We start from the raw sequence: 19,555 nt of genomic DNA, 5'->3' as shown, positions 1-19,555 counted from the left end.
ATACAACAAGAACACTTAAAGACCTTATTGTATTAAACCAACACGTTTCAATTCCTCTTTCTTAATTTCTCTCAGGAATTTTTACAACTTGATTTTTGAGCTCAGCAGAACACAAATGATCGTTCTGCACGATTTAACGGTTTCGCCAAACAATTTACGGCAAGAAAAACAGAAAGTCAATGTTTTACATGAAAAAATATTAAATTTATCCACAAAGCATTCACATACAAGGATTTGTATCAAACAATATTAATTTTTAAAATTCAGTCAATATTCCTTTTTCAGTGCGATAAAAATATCACCCAGTAAATTTATGAGTTCAGAATGGCTGCCTGAAAAATGATTGAACATAAAAGAAAAGGCAAGTTTTTTTCCACTGTTTGCAGTTAAATAACCGGCATAGCAACGCACACGGGTCATCGATCCACTTTTGGCAAGTAATGATTCTTCTGAAAAATTTTCAGGGTCAAACTGGTAGAGTGTTCCCTCTCCTGCTGAAGGCAATGAATTCTCGAATACCGGAAAAATTTGTTCTGAATTGGCCATATAACTTAGCAAATGGGTAAAAAACTGCGGGGTTACCAGGTTGAAATGCGATAATCCGCTACCATCTTCCATCACAATTTGGTTGGTATCGAAATTATTTTTGCGGTAAAAGTCGGTTATCTGCTGCAATCCATCTTCCCGGTTGCCAATTTCGTTGGTTTCTACGGCAATTTGTTTTACCAAATGTTCTGTAAATAAATTAACACTCTCAATATTTAAAACCCGGACTATTTCAGCCAGTTGCGGGGATTCCTGAATGTAAATATTCTGAAATTTATGTGCGCTCACTTTTTTGAAAACAACATTGCCGCTTATAAAAATACCCGCATTATTCAGTTGTTGCCAAAGGTTGTCGGCCAGCATTTGTTCAGGAAACGGATTGGAAGCCTTTATGGTAAAAGCCGACCTGTTTTTGGGAATGGTGCCCCGGATAACCCTTTTCCCGTCGAGCGGACTGCCAAAAACAAAGGCACGATCGCGATTGATATTCGATGAAAGCACTTCATTTTTGAATGTAAGCCCCCCAACTTTGGGATAAACAGCAACAATCTCGGTTGGCTGATTTGCTTTTCGTGGTGAACGAAACGTTATCCGGAAAAGATTGTCATAAGCAGTCAAAGCGCTGGCTCCTGCCCCGTAATAGTTGGCTATGTCTTCCCAAATCCATTTGGGAGGGATTTTTTCAGAATCATACAGCGAACCGTCCAAAACCAGATTGCCTTCCACTCTTTTTATTCCGGCTGCATTAACCTGCTCAGCCCACGATTGCAAAAAATTTGGCTGATAGTAATGCGTCGTAAAATATTCCGAACCTAATGCCGGATCTCCTCCTCCGATAACAACCAAGTCTCCTTGCAAAGTGGCATCAACAATTTCACCGGTATATCCAATTTTTGTCTGAAACCGGTAATCAGGGCCAAGTATCTGAAGAGCTGCGGCTGAGGTAACCAGTTTCATGGTAGAGGCAGGAATCATCAGTTTGTCACTGTTTAAAGCATACACTTCTTCGCCCGAACTTAAATCTACAATATGAATGCCGGCAGTAGCATGCTTGTAATTTTCCTGCGCCATCAGGTTCTGAATCAACTCTTCAAAACCTGGTTGAGCTGTTGACCAATTTCTGAAAAAAAGTACTGCAACAAAAATAATTATTCGTAACTTCATTTTTTGTAAGTTTGATTCTTTAAAAATAACAGATTGTAAAAGATAACGGCACATTAAAAAAGTATTCTGACATAAAATTTACAGGCCTGTTATTTTTGCAATCTGAAATTACAAGCAAATGTTACGTACTATATTACTGGTTGGCACCGGAGGTTTTATCGGAAGCGTCATGCGCTACCTGGTTCAGATTTTTGTGGAAAGAGATATGAGCAGTACATTTCCTTACGGAACACTGGTCGCGAATATTGTTGGTAGTTTTATTATTGGAGTTGTCTTCGCCCTTGCCGGAAAAGGAAACCTGATGAGTGCCGAATGGCGTATGTTTCTGGCAGTGGGAATTTGCGGCGGGTTCACTACTTTTTCATCGTTTGCCTACAACAATTTCACCATGCTGAAAGAAAACACTTTCGGTCCTTTTTTTCTGAATGTTTTCGGAAGTCTGTTTTTAGGAATCCTTGCAGTGTATTTAGGCGTATTACTGGTACGGGTAATATTTTAAATCAAATATCATGGAAATTTCAGGTAAAGCAGGAATGCTGAAAGTTTACGTGGGCGAATCGGATAAAATCCACAGTCGCCCGTTGTATGAAGAGATTGTTTTTGAAGCACGGAAAGCCGGACTGGCAGGTGCCACAGTTTTTAAAGGAATCATGTCGTTTGGTGCCAGTCATTCCATTCACACCCTAAAAATATTTGCTTTGTCGGAAGACATGCCGGTTTCAATTGAAATTGTGGACACTAAAGAAAACCTTGACGAGTTTGCTGAAACTGTTTCAAACCTGATGAAACAAAGCAAACGGGGTGGTTTAGTAACCTACCAGGAAGTGGATGTGTTGCGTTACGAGGTTGGGGATAAATACAGGAAATGAGCAGATTGGCGGTAAGTATATGGAACCGTAAACTTTTTTGTTAGAACAATTCTCTACTTAGGGATTTTAAATCAGCGGAACAGAAACCACTGCGCCCGCATCAGGTTAACACTATATGAAATATTGAAAATCCGTTGAACCGCTCTTTTACACCAAAGCAAACATTTTACTATCTTTGAACTGCATTTTGCGAATCAGAATTAACTTTCTGGTTTTCTGACAAAAACAAATAATAAGTTAAACAATAAAAACAATTCACCATGTTAATTAGCGACATTAGAGCAAGAGAAATTCTGGATTCTCGCGGTAATCCAACCATAGAAGTAGAAGTACTTCTCGAAAGCGGCGCCTTTGGCCGTGCTGCTGTACCATCAGGAGCATCAACCGGCGAAAACGAAGCGCTGGAACTACGCGACGGCGATAAAAACCGTTACCTTGGAAAAGGTGTACTGAAAGCGGTTGACAATGTAAACGAAATTATAGCCAAAGAATTGGTGGGCATGGATGCCACCGACCAGGTTGCAGTTGACAACAAACTGCTGGAACTCGACGGTACCAAAACAAAATCGAAATTGGGAGCCAACGCACTTTTGGGTGTTTCACTCGCTGTTGCAAAAGCTGCTGCTGAATTTGCCGGTGTTCCGTTGTACCACTACATTGGCGGAACCAACGCAAAAACTTTGCCGGTTCCGATGATGAACATCATTAACGGCGGTTCACATTCCGACGCACCGATTGCATTCCAGGAATTTATGATTCGCCCCATTGGCGCTTCTTCTTTCCGCGAAGGATTGCGAATGGGTGCCGAAGTATTCCACAGCCTGAAAAAAGTATTGAAAGGTCGCAATCTGAGCACTGCAGTTGGCGACGAAGGTGGCTTTGCTCCAGAACTGGAAGGAACCGAAGATGCACTGAACAGCATCATCGAAGCCATTAAAAATGCCGGCTACAAACCAGGCAGAGCCGAAGATGGTGGCGACGTTTCAATTGCACTGGACTGTGCTGCTTCTGAATTCTTCGAAAACGGCGTGTACAACTACGCTAAATTTGAAGGCGAAGATGGTGCAAAACGTAACCAGGAAGAACAAGCTGCTTACCTTGCGGAATTGGTAGAAAAATTCCCGATAGACTCTATTGAAGACGGAATGGACGAAGGCGACTGGGACGGCTGGGTAAAACTGAACGCGGCTATTGGCGACAAGTGCCAGCTGGTTGGCGACGACCTGTTTGTAACCAACGTGGAATACCTGCAAAAAGGTATTGAAATGGGCGCTGCCAACTCCATCCTGATTAAAGTAAACCAGATTGGTACATTGACCGAGACTCTGGATGCCATTGAAATGGCGCACCGCGCAGGTTACACTTCAGTTACATCGCACCGCTCGGGCGAAACAGAAGATGCAACCATTGCCGACATTGCTGTGGCTACCAACTCTGGTCAGATTAAAACCGGTTCACTGAGCCGCTCCGACCGTATGGCAAAATACAACCAGTTGCTTCGCATTGAAGAAGAACTGGGCGAAAGCGCAATTTACGGTTACAAAAAAATCTACAAAAAATAAAAGTAATGCGGTTTTCAGCCGCTCTCTTTTAACCGAATAACTAATTATCCCTGAGGGTTTCAAAATTTCCTCAGGGATTTTTTTGTGTTTTTTTTAACAGAATGAAAAACTTGCTTGTAAAGCTGAAATTTCAATTTACATTTGCAAAAATTAAAACCGGTTTATAAATGTAATTTGAATGCCGGTTAAAAGAAGTATAAAAAGAAAACAGACCGCTTTATGATTTCGTCGATTATTGAAATACTGGTTATGCTCAACCCCTTTGCATTGTTTCTATACCTGGAACCAATCCGAAAAGATTTGCCACATAAAAGTTTTATGCGGGTAATATTTAAAGCCACGCTTATTTCATTTGCAATATGCCTGGCGTTCTTTTTTCTGGGCGATTCAATTTTCAGAAAAGTGTTTCAGATTGACTTTGAATCGTTTCGCATTTTCGGCGGGATTATAATTTTTTCTTATGCCTACTTTTTCATTGTTCGCGGCCAGAAAGCCTTGATCATGATCAAGGAAAACCTCGACGATCTGGCCTCCGAAATTGCGCTTCCGTTTATGGTTGGCGCCGGGACAATTTCACTCAGTATTTTGCTATCGCAGAAACACTCGATTGTAATTGGAGCTCTTTCCCTGGTTATCATTTTTGGGGTAAATTTTCTTACCCTTTATACGTTAAAAAGGTTTCGCGATTCCATTGACGGCAGAAAGTTCAAAACCGCTTTCGATAAAAACATGGAAGTTTTACTCCGGTTAAACGGATTTTTCATTGGTGCAATTGGGATCAATATGGTTTTAACAGGAATCCAGAACATGTTTGTTCTGTGATAGGTAAATACAGAAAGAATTAACTAAATATCTTCAAAATCGACATCGGTAAAATCTTTCCCCTTTTCTTCACTGTCAACGGTTACCTCTTCGGTTTCACGGCTCTCTATTTTCTCTCCGGGCTGGTTCTCTTTTATGAACTTAATTACGTCAGTCAAACTATCGGTAAACTTGTCGAAATCTTCCTGATAAAGAAATACTTTGTGTTTTTCGTAGTGAAATTTACCGTTTTCGGAATACCTTCTTTTACTTTCGGTAATGGTTAAATAATACTCATCGTTTCGGGTACTTTTTACATCGAAAAAATAAGTTCTTTTTCCTGCCCTAATCACATTTGAATAAATTTCCTGCCTGAATTTTTCGTCAGTCTTTTGCTTTTCTTCCTTACTGTCAACCCTTTCCATTCTTCTTAATTTTCGATTTTATTCAAGTTAGTTATTCAAAAATAGAAAAATAATTCAATTATTCCGGTTGAAAATCAATAATCGGGTTCCATTTCCAGGGATTATGTTCATTTGAAAACTAATTTATACTGATTCTAATTTCTGAGAATTTACCGGTAAATTTGATTAGTTGCAGCGAGCAGGGTGTTGTGCAAAAGCGAAACCCTTGTCATAGGGCCAACTCCACCTGGAACAGGAGTAATAAATGAACACCGTGGAGCAACCTCGTCGAACAAAACATCTCCTTTCAGTTTCCAGCCCGATTTTGTTTTGTCTGATTTTACGCGGGTGGTTCCCACGTCAACAACTACGGCCCCCTCTTTTACCATGTTGCCCTTCACAAATTCGGGCGAACCGATGGCAGCCACCAGAATATCGGCGCTTCGGCATAGTTCTTCCAGGTTTTTGGTGCGGCTGTGGGCAACCGTAACCGTGCAGTTATTGGCTTTCTGCGACATCAGGATACTCAGCGGGCGACCAACAATGTTACTGCGGCCAACAATCACGCAGTTTTTTCCGCTGGTTTCAACATTGTAGCGGTTCAACAGTTCAACAATTCCAAACGGTGTGGCAGAAACAAACGCGGGCATTCCAATTACCATGCGACCTAAATTTTCCGGATGAAAGCCATCTACATCTTTTTTGGGGTTGATGGCCTCAATTACTTTCTGGTCATTGATATGCGCGGGAAGTGGCAGTTGAACAATAAAACCGTCGATGTCGTCATCGTTGTTCAGTTCATCAACTTTGGCAAGCAGCTCTTCTTCGGTCACGTCATCTTCAAACCGAACGAGCGACGATTTAAACCCCACCGCCTCACAATCTTTAATTTTGTAAGCAACGTAGGTTTCGCTGCCGCCATCGTGGCCAACCAAAACAGCAGCGAGGTGAGGTGTTTTTCCGCCTTGTTCCTTAAGTTTGGCAACCTTCGCAGCAATTTCCTGCTTCATTTCTGCTGCCACTTTTTTCCCGTCAATCAGTTCCATAGTTTTTATTTTGAAACAACCCTGCAAATAACAAAGTTGTATTTTAAAATTAGACTATTTAAGCAAAATGCAAAATAACAATTAAGCAAATCACAAAACACAAATAATAATCAAACACCAAAAATCAATTTCAAAAACACAACTATTTCAAAAATTTTGGAATTTTAAAAATTGAACATTGTAATTTATTTGATATTTGTTTTTTGTCTATTGGTATTTTAATAAAATTCAAAACTTACAATTTAATTTTCGCTCAACTAAAAACGTCTTCCCGGCTGCTTCATTCCTCCCATCATGCGCTGCACATTTTTGCCCTGCGAAACGGCTTTCATCATTTTTCGGGTTTCCGCAAATTGTTTCAGCAAGCGGTTTACTTCCTGTATGTTAGTTCCCGAACCATTGGCAATTCGTTTGCGACGGCTGCCGTTAATCACTGCCGGATTTTCACGTTCTTCGGGTGTCATTGAGTGGATGATGGCTTCAATATGTTTAAATGCATCATCGTCGAGGTCCATGTTTTTCATGGCTTTCCCCATTCCCGGAATCATGGAAACCACATCTTTCAAATCGCCCATTTTCTTAATCTGGTTGATTTGTTTCAGGAAATCGTCGAAATTAAAAGTGTTTTTCGCCAGCTTTTTTTGCAGTTTCCGGGCTTCGCCTTCGTCGAACTGTTCCTGGGCTTTTTCTACCAGCGAAACAACGTCGCCCATCCCAAGAATACGATCGGCCATACGTGTAGGATGAAATACATCCACGGCATCCATTTTTTCGCCGGTACCTACAAATTTGATGGGCTTTTCTACCACCGAACGAATTGAAAGCGCTGCACCTCCGCGGGTATCACCATCGAGTTTAGTAAGTACCACGCCGTCAAAATCGAGCGTGTCGTTAAATTCCTTGGCTGTGTTTACCGCGTCCTGGCCGGTCATGGCATCCACCACAAACAAAATCTCGTCGGGTTCCACCGCATTTTTAATCGATGAAATTTCTTTCATCATCTGCTCATCAATAGCCAAACGACCGGCGGTGTCAATAATCACCACGTCGTGGCCTTTGGTTTTGGCTTCTTTAATGGCCGCTTTGGCTATTTTCACCGGATCTTTATTTCCGTCTTCGGTGTAAACCGGCACATCAATTTGTTCGCCCACTACTTTCAACTGGTCAATCGCTGCCGGACGGTAAACGTCGCCTGCAACCAGCAACGGATGGCGACCTTTTTTGCGTTTGAGCATGTTCGCCAGTTTCCCGGAAAATGTTGTTTTACCAGACCCCTGCAAACCGGCCATCAAAATAACTGAAGGCGAGCCGGTCAGTTCGATTTCGGCAGTTTCGCCTCCCATCAGTTGGGTCAGCTCATCCTTTACAATTTTTACCATCAGCTGGCCCGGCTTCACCGCAGTAAGTACCTGCTGACCAAGCGCCTTTTCTTTTACATCATCGGTAAATTGCTTTGCTATTTTAAAGTTAACATCGGCATCGAGCAAAGCGCGGCGGATATCTTTCAATGTTTCCGCCACATTGATTTCGGTAATCATCCCCTGCCCTTTCAGCATCTTAAACGATTGCTCCAGCCTGTCAGTTAAATTGTCAAACATCTGTTATAATTTTTCTATTTGAAAATGAGTCCCAAAAATACAAGTTTAAAGTTGAATGTAAAAGGTTGCAGGGAAACTTTTTGGAAATTGCATTTTGACTGAAGAATATCCGGAAGTGCTAAAGAATTCGAAACATTTTGCAGGATAAAGATGGGATACGAGCAGAATATTCCATATTATCCTGCTCAATTTAGGAAACTTCCTTTTTTATGAATTTATGAATAAATGACATTGACGTTAATTTATTTATCTAACTATAATTAATGACTTTTGAAATAATACCCTATTTTTCAAAAATATAGAGATATTGTAAAATCCTGTTGAATACTTTTTCAAATTAATATAATTGAATTTTAACATTTCTTCTTGAACCAATATTTGTCCGTTACTATTGCTTATAATAACATAAGCATTATTTTGATATCTTGAATGGTTTTCAATAGTTAATTGTTTTATAGCTTGATTAAAATGGATTAAAAAATCATTGGTTTCATCTAAACTATTGGTGCCAGTATATGTAACTGTTATGGATTCAGAATAAGCACTACAACCATACTGATCTTCAATTTTAACAAAGTAAGTCCCTGTCGAGGTAATATAATATTCCCTTTCAGTGGAAACCTCCATACTATCCTTAAACCAAGTGTATGAATAAAACCCATCTTTTGCACTTACTTTTAGGTCTTCTTCTGAATTTAAGACAAAGCTTCCACTTATATCAATTAAATCGTCGTCAAATTTGTTGGAAATTGAAATTAATACTGAATCGGAAGTTGCGTAGTCATAATTTGTATAGGAAATCATTATTGTATCTACGGAATTCAAATTGAGCTTTTCCCTAATTTCTTTCAGTTTTAATATTCCTCGAAAATTCTGTGAGTGCATACTCTCTTCGTATAATAAATGTTGGTATGATTTTTTACCTGATTTTATTTTAATGAATACACTATCTACTGCTGTTTCATTGTTATTCAACATTAGATCATAAAGACTTATTACTGGTAAATCACAATTACTTGTGAAATGAGATTTATTTATCCCAATTTCGGGCAGACTTACTATATTGTCTTTAACGGTAATTGTTATTTTGGCACTGTCTTGAGTGTTGTGCTCATCGGAAACAAAAACATAAAAAGTATGAAATCCAATATCTTCTTTCGTCGGCTGCCAATTTATAACTCCATAATTATCAATTTTTAAATTTTCAGGGGCTTCATACGTGTAAAAGATTAGCTGATCTCCATCTGCATCATTGGCATAAATTTGACCTAAAAATATTGAGTCAACATAAACAAAACCTGGAGTGATTACTTCATTAATATTTGGCGGATTATTCTGATTCTTTTTATGATATGTCACTTTGATACTTGTTGAAAGTTTACTTTCCACATTATTCTCATTAATTGCTGAAACTGAAAAATGATATATTTTCCCCGAAATCAGTTCTGACAATAAAAGATGGTTCTTTTTTCCTGCATTAAATGAATTTGTTGTATTTAAAAACTGATCATTTTCACTATAATATACATTAAAATTTACATCCTCGTTTTGAGAATATTTCCACTGCAGTTTTAGGGTGTCATTTTGTAGAATATAATTTAAATCATATGGTGGACTAGGTGCATTTTCACTTTCTATTCGAATCGAATTGGGTGCATAAACTTTGATAGGTGCATTTACATTATCATCAAGTACTCCATAAATAAAATACGCACCATTTGAGATTTTTGAAGTATTCCATTGGTATTTATCTATTTCCTGTTCCAAATTTATTTCATCTATTTTAATCCCGTTAAAACCAATGTTATCATCGTCATAGTATAGAGATAATTGTGCATTGTTTTTTGAAATGCCACGATAAGGAATAATTATCTCATTTTGACTTTTCTCAATAGAATCAAGCATCAGGGAAGAATTCATTTCAGCTCCTATTACATCAACAAAGATATCTTCATTCATATTTTCTGCAATTATTGTCCACTCTCCAGTTGGAGGATCATCAAATTGAAAGAAAATCTTATTTTCTGTTTCATTTTCTGTATAAAATTGATTTGTGTTATTTACCGTAGATTTTGAAACCACCGATCCATCTGGCAGTTTGATACTACAATCAGGCATTTGGCCTTGTTGTTCAAATCGAATAATCATGGTTGGTGAATTTTGTTGCAGCGAATACACCTGTTCAAATTTAGTAGATGAACTTTTTAAACCTTTTTGAACTGTGCGAGAGTTTAAAATAAGGCTTTGGCCTTCAAAACGATTCAAAGAAGCATTTTTAAGTTTTAGTAAATTTTCATCTCCAAACAAAATTTCATTCCAATTTTCATATCCTCTTCCATAGTCAACACTAAGTTTTCTATCTGACCATTCTGCTTTATAATTCAAATTGAACCAGCGAATTTTTGTATTACCTGCTATAATATTATTTATAAGATAATTGTCAGTTTCGGCCACAACATGAGGAAGACCAACTAATCCGCTTAAAATATCAAATGGAAATCCTTCTAATGCCGGTATACTTAAAGTAGCCCAAAGATTTCCATTTACAAGAATCAAATTATTTTCTTTAAAAATTGAAGCAACCAGACTACCATTAAAAACATTAAATAATGAAACATCTCCTCCAAAAGCAACCTTATTTCGTTGAATACTTAAATCAACATTCGCCATGTCTTTATCAAACAGTTGCAAACTTCCTGAACCGTAAAATTCTTTTCCCCAAGTGTAGCTAAGTGATAAGTCATTTAATTTGACGATTTCGAAATTTCCTTGAACTGTTGGAACAAGATCAATACCTACAAGTAAAGTTATCGGAGGATTAATAAGATCATCCACTCCACCGTTAATCTCAGAAATTGAAAAACCAGTTGTTGCAAAAGGTATTGGATAAGGAAGAGCAGCATTTATTTGAACATAGTTCATTTTACCACCTATTATTTCTGAAGTTGCTCCAATTCCAAAAAAAGGAGTGGATAAATAAGCTGATGCAGAAAAATAATCATCTATGGTATTAAATGTTAATCCTAATGTATCAAGTTTAACACTGTGAATTTTAATGTCCTTCAGTGAAACAGTACCAATTAACCTTAATCCATACTGCCGGGTTACTTCAAGCGTCGTAATCTCCGCATCAACCGTGTTAAAAAGTTTCGGAAGTTTTAAATCACCATTTATTAAAACCCCTTCCTCAATTAAGTAGATGCTTTCCACTATTACTGGCAATTTACTTAATTTTATGCCCATATTTTCAGGTGTGAATTTTGAAAAACTTAAACCCTCGGCAAGCTTTAATTCAAAAATTCCATCATATATGTCAACAGTCTCAAAAATTGGTATATTATCAAGAAATATAATTCCATTTCCTGTTATTGTTAATTCATCAGTCTTAACTGTTATATCACTGTCGATTTTTAAATGATTATTAATTTGGACATTCCCTTTAATAGTATATTCTGAATTGGTTATTTCAGTTATTTTATCACCATAAAATTTATATTTTCCGATCTCTATAAAATCAAGATTTGGAGAATTTGCGAATGTGAAATAAACAAGCGGTGATTCGATTGTTCCGAGCGTTACATCCTTTTCAAATTGAATTCTACTTTCAACATTGTAGGTTTGATTAGATTCTTTATCATACACCTTTAATTCAATATCATCCTCGGTTGCTAAATCAGAACCTATACTTAATTGAAACTGACGGTTATTCGGTCCATCAAAAATACTGGTATATCCTCGACAAACACCATTTTTAAAAGCCCCCAGCATACTACCTTCAGAATCAAGTACAGCATCCTGATGTTTAACTACAGCATGCACAACCATTGTGTTGAGGTATCCTTTATCCACATACCATCCCGGTTGTTGTGGATATGCCAAAGATGCAGTTAAGGATAATATTATGACGATTGTACTTTTTCTCATCTCGGTATTATTTAGTATTACAGTTAGCGAGTTTTAATAATCTTTTTGACTTGATATTGTCCATTGATGTTAACGTTCATAAAATATATACCCGGATTCAGCTCATCTGCTGAAATTCCTTTTTGGCTAAGATTTACAGTATTCAATCCTGGATTTAGATATAACTTAATGTAAGCATGAAGGTTTCCAGCAACATCATACAGTTGAATTACCACATTGCTTTGCATTGTAAGATATAATTGCAGATTTATATCTTTGACGAATGGATTTGGATAAACTAAAATTTTATCCTCCACTTTTAGCAGATTTGCTTTAGTCGGATTTACGTAATTGTAAATTAATGGTGATGTAATGCTACCAATAACTTTGTCAGGAACCATTTTAATCGTATCGGTCAAAATAAACTCCCTTTTTAATTCAGGTTCATATAATCTTAATTGAATATCATTTAGATTATTTTCTTTTGTTCCAATAGTTACAATGAACTGTTTACCAATAGGACCATCAAAAATCTCACTATAACCAAGGCATTGATCATCTTTGAACGCACCTAATAAACTGCTAGGCGTAACCATAAGCTGAGAGTCGATCATTACCTGTGCATTAATGGCCATTACATATTGCGATCCCGTTGGATTACTCCAACCACTTGAACCTTCATCGTTAAGGGAAACTATGGACTTGGTTCCTTCATTATTATAATTGAAACTATTCGAATGAGAGACAACTAGTTTATAACCAAAACCAGGATACATCGTATAGTTTTCAGGATACCATGTACCACCGCTAAATATTGCTGTTTTTCCTTTACTTGGTTCAGTCATGATGTAATCATTGTCATTGAATATTAATCCTGAAAGTGCATTATTTATATTCAATGATCGTTGTGGGCAGAAACCAATCCAATTTGCACCTTCGGTTAGCTCAATTGTTCCACATTCGGCAGCATTTCCAGAAAGTACTATTTCACCTGGTTCGCTGGAATGACTATTTAGCATGTACATTTTACCGCAATCAATCATATCCAGAACTCCATACCAATTGCTTCCTGAGAATGTTGTTGCTTCAGTTTGAGATTTTAATTGATCACTATTTGTTTTTGTAGAATTTATAACTGACTGAACAGACATATCCGAATTTTCAACATTGAATGAAATCCAGTTCCAACCTTTATATAATGGAATTCGCTGAGTAACTAAACTTGGAGAATCTATAACCTCAGCATCAAAATCCTTAGTGGTTGTTTGATTATTGGTGTCAGTCACCATTAACTGAATCATGTAAGTACCCGGTTCGTTTGCATAATTATTATCGCCACTTGAAAAGTAATAACCTGATAAATCATGCGATGTAGCACCAGAAAGATCATTTGTAAAAATTTTTTTCCCGTTTACCAGCATGGTTATGCTTTGGAGGCCATTGTCGTCATTAACAGTACCCGAAAAATACTCTTTTTGAGGAATCTCATATTCGTAGGGCAAAGAAGCATTAATAAACGTTGGTGGATTGTCTACATCGATTTTGCCTTCTAAAATATGAATGTATTGTTGTACATCATTAACATTTTTACGATATGAATATTCACCAGTAAGACTATAATTATACTCTTCAATATTTACTGTATTATCAGCATTGACTGAATGAACATATGCGACATGTCCATAAGTTCCATAATCCCAGTGTGCGATTGCACCTTTTTGAGGCATTTCGTCAACTCTGTAACCTAAATCTTCCAATATGCCTGCCCAATTCTTTGCATGGCTTAAATGTGTGCTTTCTCCAAAAACACTATAATTTCTAAAAGGATCTGTTGATTGCAATTGAGTATGCCCTAAATCACGGTTAATCCGCCAGCAAACAAATGATGTACATTCTCTGCGATAAAAAGCCCAGATATCTGCAACACACTTATCATCACCATCACTGCAACTGGTTGAATTTTTATATACTTCGGGATAATCATCAATTGGTTCATCAATTGGTTGATTCGGATCATTGACTGAAATGGGATAAACACTTGTATTGTTTGTTTCATTGTTTTCGGGATGATAGTTGACTTCATCCACAATCGCAATTATAAAATAGTTTCCAACAGTTATATCACCAGAAACTTTTATTGTCGCATTAACATTTTCATTCCCAGATGTATTTAATTCAGAATTTGGGAAATCAGGTTTTTCGTTATTACTAGACCATAACAGTGTTTTATCGCTGTCTAAATAATTTATGGTTGATAAAAACAATTTAGCATCAACATAGCTTCCTTCTGATAAATACCCGTTTTTAAGTTCAATCTGCACAGGTATTTGATAAGAACGACCTTTATCTAAATTACCTGAAATGTTAAATGCTTCAATTGTTAAATCAGGTAGATTAGGCGTCGTTTCCTGGAAAACTTGAACATTAAAATTTTTTGATGTGGTTTTATTATTTATATTTTTCAATGATAGGGTTACAGTATAACTCCCTGCGGTGTTTGCATAGTCAGGATTGCTACTGTCAAAGTAATAATTTGATAAATCAAGTGTTTTTTCACCTGATAATGTTTCACTAAAAGCTTCATAATCGGTTACATTAGGCCCGCTTATGGTCATTGTTATGCTTTCCAGGCCATGATCGTCCGTTGCACTACCTTCAAAATAAACCGTATCGGGATACTGCACACTTGAAGCAAGGCTTGCACCCGAAAATGACGGTGGGTTATCCTGTGATACGTTAATATTAAAACTTTGTGATTGGGTCTGCCCCTTGGTGTCGGTAATGGTCAGGGTTACAGTATAGCTGCCCGCCGTGTTCGCATAGTACGGGTTGCCGCTGTCAAAATAATAACTTGATAAATCCAGTGCCGTTTCTTCAGATAGGGGATCACTAAAAGCTTCATAATCGGTTACATTAGGGCCGCTCACGGTTATTGTTATGCTTTTCAGTCCATAATCATCTTTTACCGTTCCACTAAAATATATTTTTTCAGGTAAAGTTGCATCTGATGATAAAACAACATCAATAAACTCAGGAAAGCTGTCATCTGTGAAAACACTGAAGGTAAAGGTGTTGCTGGTCTTATTGCTGCTGTTGTCCTTGGCATAGTAACTATAATCCCCGTCTGGGCAGGCATCGCATGTCCAGGTGTTGGTGTACTCCCCGCTGCTGTTGACGCTCTTCGTTAAGCTCGTGGCACCGTCAGGTCCGTCAAAATACAACGTGGCTGTCCCGCCAGGGGTAAAGCCCGAACCTGTCTGGGTAAACGTGGTCCCGTCGCTCCCGCTTGTGGGTGAAACCGCAACCTGGGGGCTGGCTGTGAAAACACTGAAGGGAACGGTGTTGCTGGTCTTATTGCTGCTGTTGTCCTTGGCATAGTAACTATAATCCCCGTCTGGGCAGGCATCGCATGTCCAGGTGTTGGTGTACTCCCCGCTGCTGTTGACGCTCTTCGTTAAGCTCGTGGCACCGTCAGGTCCGTCAAAATACAACGTGGCTGTCCCGCCAGGGGTAAAGCCCGAACCTGTCTGGGTAAACGTGGTCCCGTCACTCCCGCTTGTGGGTGAAACCGCAACTTGTGGATTAATTGATATAATAGAAAAATATGAATCACTAAAATCCCAAACACTGCCATTCATGGCACTAATTCCTATTCTGTAGTCATTACCATTTGTCAATGAAGATGATGGATTGAAAGGATATGTTCCTGTATTTGAAGCACTAGATGCAAGTCGTTGAATATTAGTATTGCTTTTATATAAATCGATTTGAATACTACCAGTAACATTAGAACTGTTCCATTGAATTGTATAATTTGAACCGGTATATAATAGTTCATTACCATTTGGAGAAATAACTGTTATGTCAGGTTGCGCATAAGTAATTCTTAAATAAACCTTTTTAATTGTACAAGTATATTCTGAACCAGACTCAAGAAAAAACCGAAAGTAATAATTCGTATTAATAGAGGTTTGATTATTCCAATTAGTCATTGAGACATAACCATATGACCCAGGATTTCCTTCGGGTAAATCTCCTTGTGAAACAAGGCTTACACCTCCATAAGTACCGGGGTCAGTTCCTTTATTAAATCTACAACTTACATAATTCTGAACGACACCATATGCTATGTAGTCAAATTTTGCTTGAACATCTGTAATTATCGCTCCACTTGGTATTCCTGTAACCTGAACATAGAACAATTTTGATGTTCCTGGTTGAATTTGATCGTCTGAAGTTCCTATTGTATATGCAAAATCTTTAGTTTGTGAGGACAAATTAACTGAAAATATTATTAAAATAATAACAAGCAAAACTCTTTTAGATCGGTTTGTTTTAGTCTTTTTCATGAATATAAATGCAATAGAAGATTAAACATAGTTTCATTAAACACCTTTAAAAAATAGTGATATCGGTTTTATTCACCGAAAAACCAAATTCGGGCGGCTGATTAACGGAAAGGACAATAACTTTTTGGGCAAACAGAAGTTGTGGAAACAAAAAAAAGAAGAATAAAAGATTTTTCATACCGGTTTTGGTTTGTATTGGTTTCGTGTTTATTATCAATTTATAAAAATAGAAAAAATGATTCAGCTTAAAAAACAAATGATTGGATTATTCTGACATTACCTTTTTTTTAAAATTAGCTGTTCCTAAGTTTCACCAATAAATGATTTTCTGATATTCAAAAAATAGATTATTATTGTAAATAACAGAATTAGTTTCATCTAATTCCTGATAATCAAAACATAGAGTAATCATGCAAACAATAAGAATAGAAATAACAGGTGAAGATTCATTGGAAGAACTCAAAAAACTGGAGAAAAATAAGTTAATCCGTATTCTGAATGAACCGGATATCAATTCATATTCTTTGCCCGGCGAAGCTATTTCTGAGAATGACTTTAAAAACTGGATTGAATATGCTGAAGAGTCTCCGACAACCGACATTTACCAGGCAAAAGAACGATGGGAAAATCAAAAAAAATTACTGTTCTTAGCATAATTCAAAGCAGTCGCAAAAGCTCCAGGATAAGAAAATTCCGTCAATCAAAATAAACTTTCACTTTCATTTTCAAAAAAAATGACTTAGGAATTCATGCCCCGCTGTAACTGCTATAAAAGAAAAACCAGCTCCAAAAAATCTTTCCTACCTTTGCACAAAACAGCATTTAAATGAATCAGACAATTATCGAAATCATAGCCCGGCAACTGGGCATCCGCGAAAAACAGGTTACCAACACCATTGAATTATTGAACGAAGGAGCAACCGTTCCGTTTATCTCTCGCTACCGGAAAGAGCGCACCGGCAGCCTCGATGAAATGCAGGTTTTGCAAATAAAAGAGCAAGACGAAAAATTTACGGAGCTGGAAAAACGCAAGGAAACCGTTCTGAAAACCATTGATGAACAGGAACAACTGACACCCGAACTGAAAACCCGGATTCAAAACTGCTACGATCCGGTTGAATTGGAAGATATTTACCTCCCCTACAAACCCAAGCGGCGCACCAAAGCTACCATCGCCCGGGAGCGCGGATTGGAGCCGCTGGCAAAAATTGTAATGAAACAATTTGAACGCGATCCGGAATCAAGAGCACAGTTGTTCTTGAACGAAGACATTCAAACCCCGGAAGATGCTCTGGCCGGGGCACGCGACATTATTGCGGAGTGGATCAGCGAAAACGAAAAAGCCCGAAACATCGTGCGGCGGGCCTTTGAAAAAGAGGCCGTAATCACTTCAAAAGTGATCAAAGGAAAAGAGGAGGAAGCTGCCAAGTACCGCGATTATTTCGACTGGAACGAACCGCTGAAGAAATGCCCTTCGCACAGGTTGCTGGCCATGCGCCGCGGCGAAAAGGAAGGATTTTTGCGTGTTTCGGTAAAACCCGATGAAACCCGCCCGCTGGAAAACCTCACCCGCTTTTTTGTAAAAGGACAAAATGAAAGTTCGCGCCACGTGGAAATGGCAGTGAAAGACAGCTACAAACGTTTGATTGAACCTTCCATAGAAACCGAATTTTCGCAGCTTTCCAAAGAAAAAGCCGACGAGGATGCAATTGGTGTTTTTGCGGAAAATTTGCGCCAATTGTTGCTGGCACCGCCACTCGGACAAAAACGAACACTGGCTATCGATCCCGGTTACCGCACCGGCTGCAAGGTGGTTTGCCTCGACGAACAAGGCAACTTGTTGCACAACGAAAATATTTACCCACATAAACCACAGGAAGAAAAAAAGCTGGCCGCCAAGAAAATCACGACAATGGTGGAGATGTACCAGATTGAGGCGATTGCTATTGGCAACGGAACCGCCGGCAGAGAAACCGAAGCATTTATAAAACGGTTGCGCTACAACCGCGACATCCGCGTTTATGTGGTGAACGAAGACGGCGCTTCGGTGTATTCTGCCTCCTCGGTAGCGCGCAAGGAATTTCCACAATATGATGTAACGGTACGTGGCGCAGTTTCCATCGGTCGGCGTTTGATGGATCCACTAGCAGAACTTGTGAAAATCGATCCGAAAAGCATTGGTGTGGGCCAATACCAGCACGATGTAGATCAGAAGAAACTAAAAAACAGCCTCGATTCAGTAGTCGAGCTAAGCGTGAATGCAGTGGGCGTAAACCTGAACACCGCCAGTCAGCACCTACTGAATTACATTTCAGGGCTCGGGCCGCAACTGGCAGAAAACATTGTGGAAACCCGGAAAGAAAATGGATTGTTTGCCTCGCGCGACGAACTGAAAAAAGTCTCCCGGATGGGACCAAAAGCTTATGAACAGGCTGCCGGATTCCTGCGAATTCCGGATGGCAAAAATCCGCTGGATAACTCGGCAGTGCACCCCGAATCGTATTTAATCGTCAAAAAAATGGCAGCGGATTTGAAATGCAACATCAGCGATTTAATTCAGAATGAAGAGCTGGTAAATCAAATCGATCTTCAAAAATATGTGACTGAAGAAACCGGGCTGCCCACGTTGAACGACATTAAAGACGAACTGCTCAAACCCGGTCGCGACCCGCGGAAACCGATAAAAGTATTTGAATTTGCCGACGGTATTTTCTCCATTGACGATTTGCGCGAAGGCATGGAAGTGCCGGGAATTGTGAACAACATCACCAAATTTGGCGCTTTTGTGGATGTGGGTGTGAAACAATCGGGGCTGATACACATTTCGGAAATGGCCGACCGGTTTATTTCCGACCCGAATGAAATTGTGAAACTGCACCAGCATGTAAAAGTGCGGGTGAAAGAGGTGGATGTGGAACGGAAACGGATTCAGCTTTCACTAAAAGGGGTGGAGCAGGATTAAAGGACAGTCATAGCCTCACTTTGAGTGAAACTATGACTTAAGGTATAAATACAAACTAATCTTCTTCCTCGTCGAGAAACTCTTCGTTTTCAAACTCTTTTTCCAGGAACTCTTCAGCTTCCTCAATCAGTTGTCCCACGGTGTCTTCGTCTCCGGGCTCTCCGTCAATCCAGTGAATGACCTGGTTGCTCCAAAAATCATCAATGTCGGCTTCAATAATAAAACGGGGCGATTCGGTGTGTACAACGAAAATAGTGTCGGGTGTTTCCAGTGAATTGTCGGCTAATAAAAATCTTGGTAACATGGCTTGTTTTTTAAATTTGAAGCTAATTTATGAAAAATCTTTTTATC

General features: G+C 38.6%; 13 protein-coding genes. 6 read left to right on the top strand and 7 right to left on the bottom strand.

Annotated features, from left to right (window positions below; genetic code table 11):
• Positions 1-267 precede the first annotated feature (267 nt).
• Positions 268-1,710 carry a D-alanyl-D-alanine carboxypeptidase/D-alanyl-D-alanine endopeptidase gene (dacB, locus tag BUC07_RS03520; protein ID WP_073165647.1) on the bottom strand — a complete coding sequence of 481 codons (1,443 nt, stop codon included), beginning with the start codon at positions 1,708-1,710 and terminating at the stop codon, positions 268-270.
• Positions 1,711-1,828: 118 nt separating this feature from the next.
• Here dacB and crcB point away from each other — a divergent pair, with 118 nt between their 5' ends.
• The 4 genes from crcB to BUC07_RS03500 all read left to right on the top strand — a co-directional run bounded on the left by crcB (position 1,829) and on the right by BUC07_RS03500 (position 4,963).
• A complete protein-coding gene (gene crcB, locus BUC07_RS03515; RefSeq protein WP_073165645.1) occupies positions 1,829-2,209 on the top strand; it encodes a fluoride efflux transporter CrcB in 381 nt (126 codons plus the stop codon).
• A gap of 10 nt (positions 2,210-2,219) precedes the next feature.
• On the top strand, positions 2,220-2,579 hold the full coding sequence (locus BUC07_RS03510) for a DUF190 domain-containing protein (RefSeq protein WP_073165643.1): 360 nt from the start codon (positions 2,220-2,222) through the stop codon (positions 2,577-2,579).
• A 260-nt stretch (positions 2,580-2,839) separates the two neighbouring features.
• The gene (eno, locus tag BUC07_RS03505) at positions 2,840-4,141 is read left to right on the top strand and encodes a phosphopyruvate hydratase (RefSeq protein ID WP_073165640.1); all 1,302 of its coding nucleotides are present in this window, start codon (positions 2,840-2,842) and stop codon (positions 4,139-4,141) included.
• A 219-nt stretch (positions 4,142-4,360) separates the two neighbouring features.
• Positions 4,361-4,963: a MarC family protein gene (locus BUC07_RS03500; RefSeq protein ID WP_073165637.1), complete on the top strand. Its 603-nt coding sequence runs from the start codon at positions 4,361-4,363 to the stop codon at positions 4,961-4,963.
• Between the two features lie 23 nt (positions 4,964-4,986).
• On the opposite strand, the gene BUC07_RS03495 is transcribed toward BUC07_RS03500, so the two are convergent.
• From BUC07_RS03495 to BUC07_RS03475, 5 genes are all read right to left on the bottom strand, one after another.
• Positions 4,987-5,367 (bottom strand): DUF3276 family protein, encoded by a 381-nt coding sequence (locus BUC07_RS03495; RefSeq protein ID WP_073165634.1) that lies wholly within the window; start codon positions 5,365-5,367, stop codon positions 4,987-4,989.
• Between the two features lie 149 nt (positions 5,368-5,516).
• Entirely contained in the window at positions 5,517-6,392 is an 876-nt protein-coding gene (gene folD / locus BUC07_RS03490; protein WP_073165631.1) for a bifunctional methylenetetrahydrofolate dehydrogenase/methenyltetrahydrofolate cyclohydrolase FolD, read from the bottom strand.
• Positions 6,393-6,649: 257 nt separating this feature from the next.
• Positions 6,650-7,990: a signal recognition particle protein gene (ffh, locus tag BUC07_RS03485; protein WP_073165628.1), complete on the bottom strand. Its 1,341-nt coding sequence runs from the start codon at positions 7,988-7,990 to the stop codon at positions 6,650-6,652.
• 246 nt (positions 7,991-8,236) lie between these two features.
• A complete protein-coding gene (locus BUC07_RS03480; protein ID WP_073165625.1) occupies positions 8,237-11,914 on the bottom strand; it encodes a fibronectin type III domain-containing protein in 3,678 nt (1,225 codons plus the stop codon).
• Positions 11,915-11,937: 23 nt separating this feature from the next.
• Entirely contained in the window at positions 11,938-16,242 is a 4,305-nt protein-coding gene (locus BUC07_RS03475; protein ID WP_073165623.1) for a CHAP domain-containing protein, read from the bottom strand.
• A 410-nt stretch (positions 16,243-16,652) separates the two neighbouring features.
• On the opposite strand from BUC07_RS03475, the gene BUC07_RS03465 reads away from it, so the two are divergent.
• Both BUC07_RS03465 and BUC07_RS03460 read left to right on the top strand, forming a co-directional pair.
• Positions 16,653-16,898, top strand: a complete 246-nt coding sequence (locus BUC07_RS03465) for a hypothetical protein (protein WP_073165617.1) — start codon at positions 16,653-16,655, stop codon at positions 16,896-16,898.
• 170 nt (positions 16,899-17,068) lie between these two features.
• A complete protein-coding gene (locus tag BUC07_RS03460) occupies positions 17,069-19,204 on the top strand; it encodes a Tex family protein (protein ID WP_073165614.1) in 2,136 nt (711 codons plus the stop codon).
• A 55-nt stretch (positions 19,205-19,259) separates the two neighbouring features.
• Here BUC07_RS03460 and BUC07_RS03455 read toward each other — a convergent pair whose 3' ends face one another.
• On the bottom strand, positions 19,260-19,508 hold the full coding sequence (locus BUC07_RS03455; protein ID WP_073165611.1) for a hypothetical protein: 249 nt from the start codon (positions 19,506-19,508) through the stop codon (positions 19,260-19,262).
• Between the last annotated feature and the right edge of the window lie 47 nt (positions 19,509-19,555).

The sequence above is a fragment of the Tangfeifania diversioriginum genome, from assembly GCF_900141875.1.
GTDB classification, from domain to species: Bacteria; Bacteroidota; Bacteroidia; order Bacteroidales; family Prolixibacteraceae; genus Tangfeifania; species Tangfeifania diversioriginum.
This window is presented reverse-complemented; position numbering and strand designations above follow the sequence as displayed.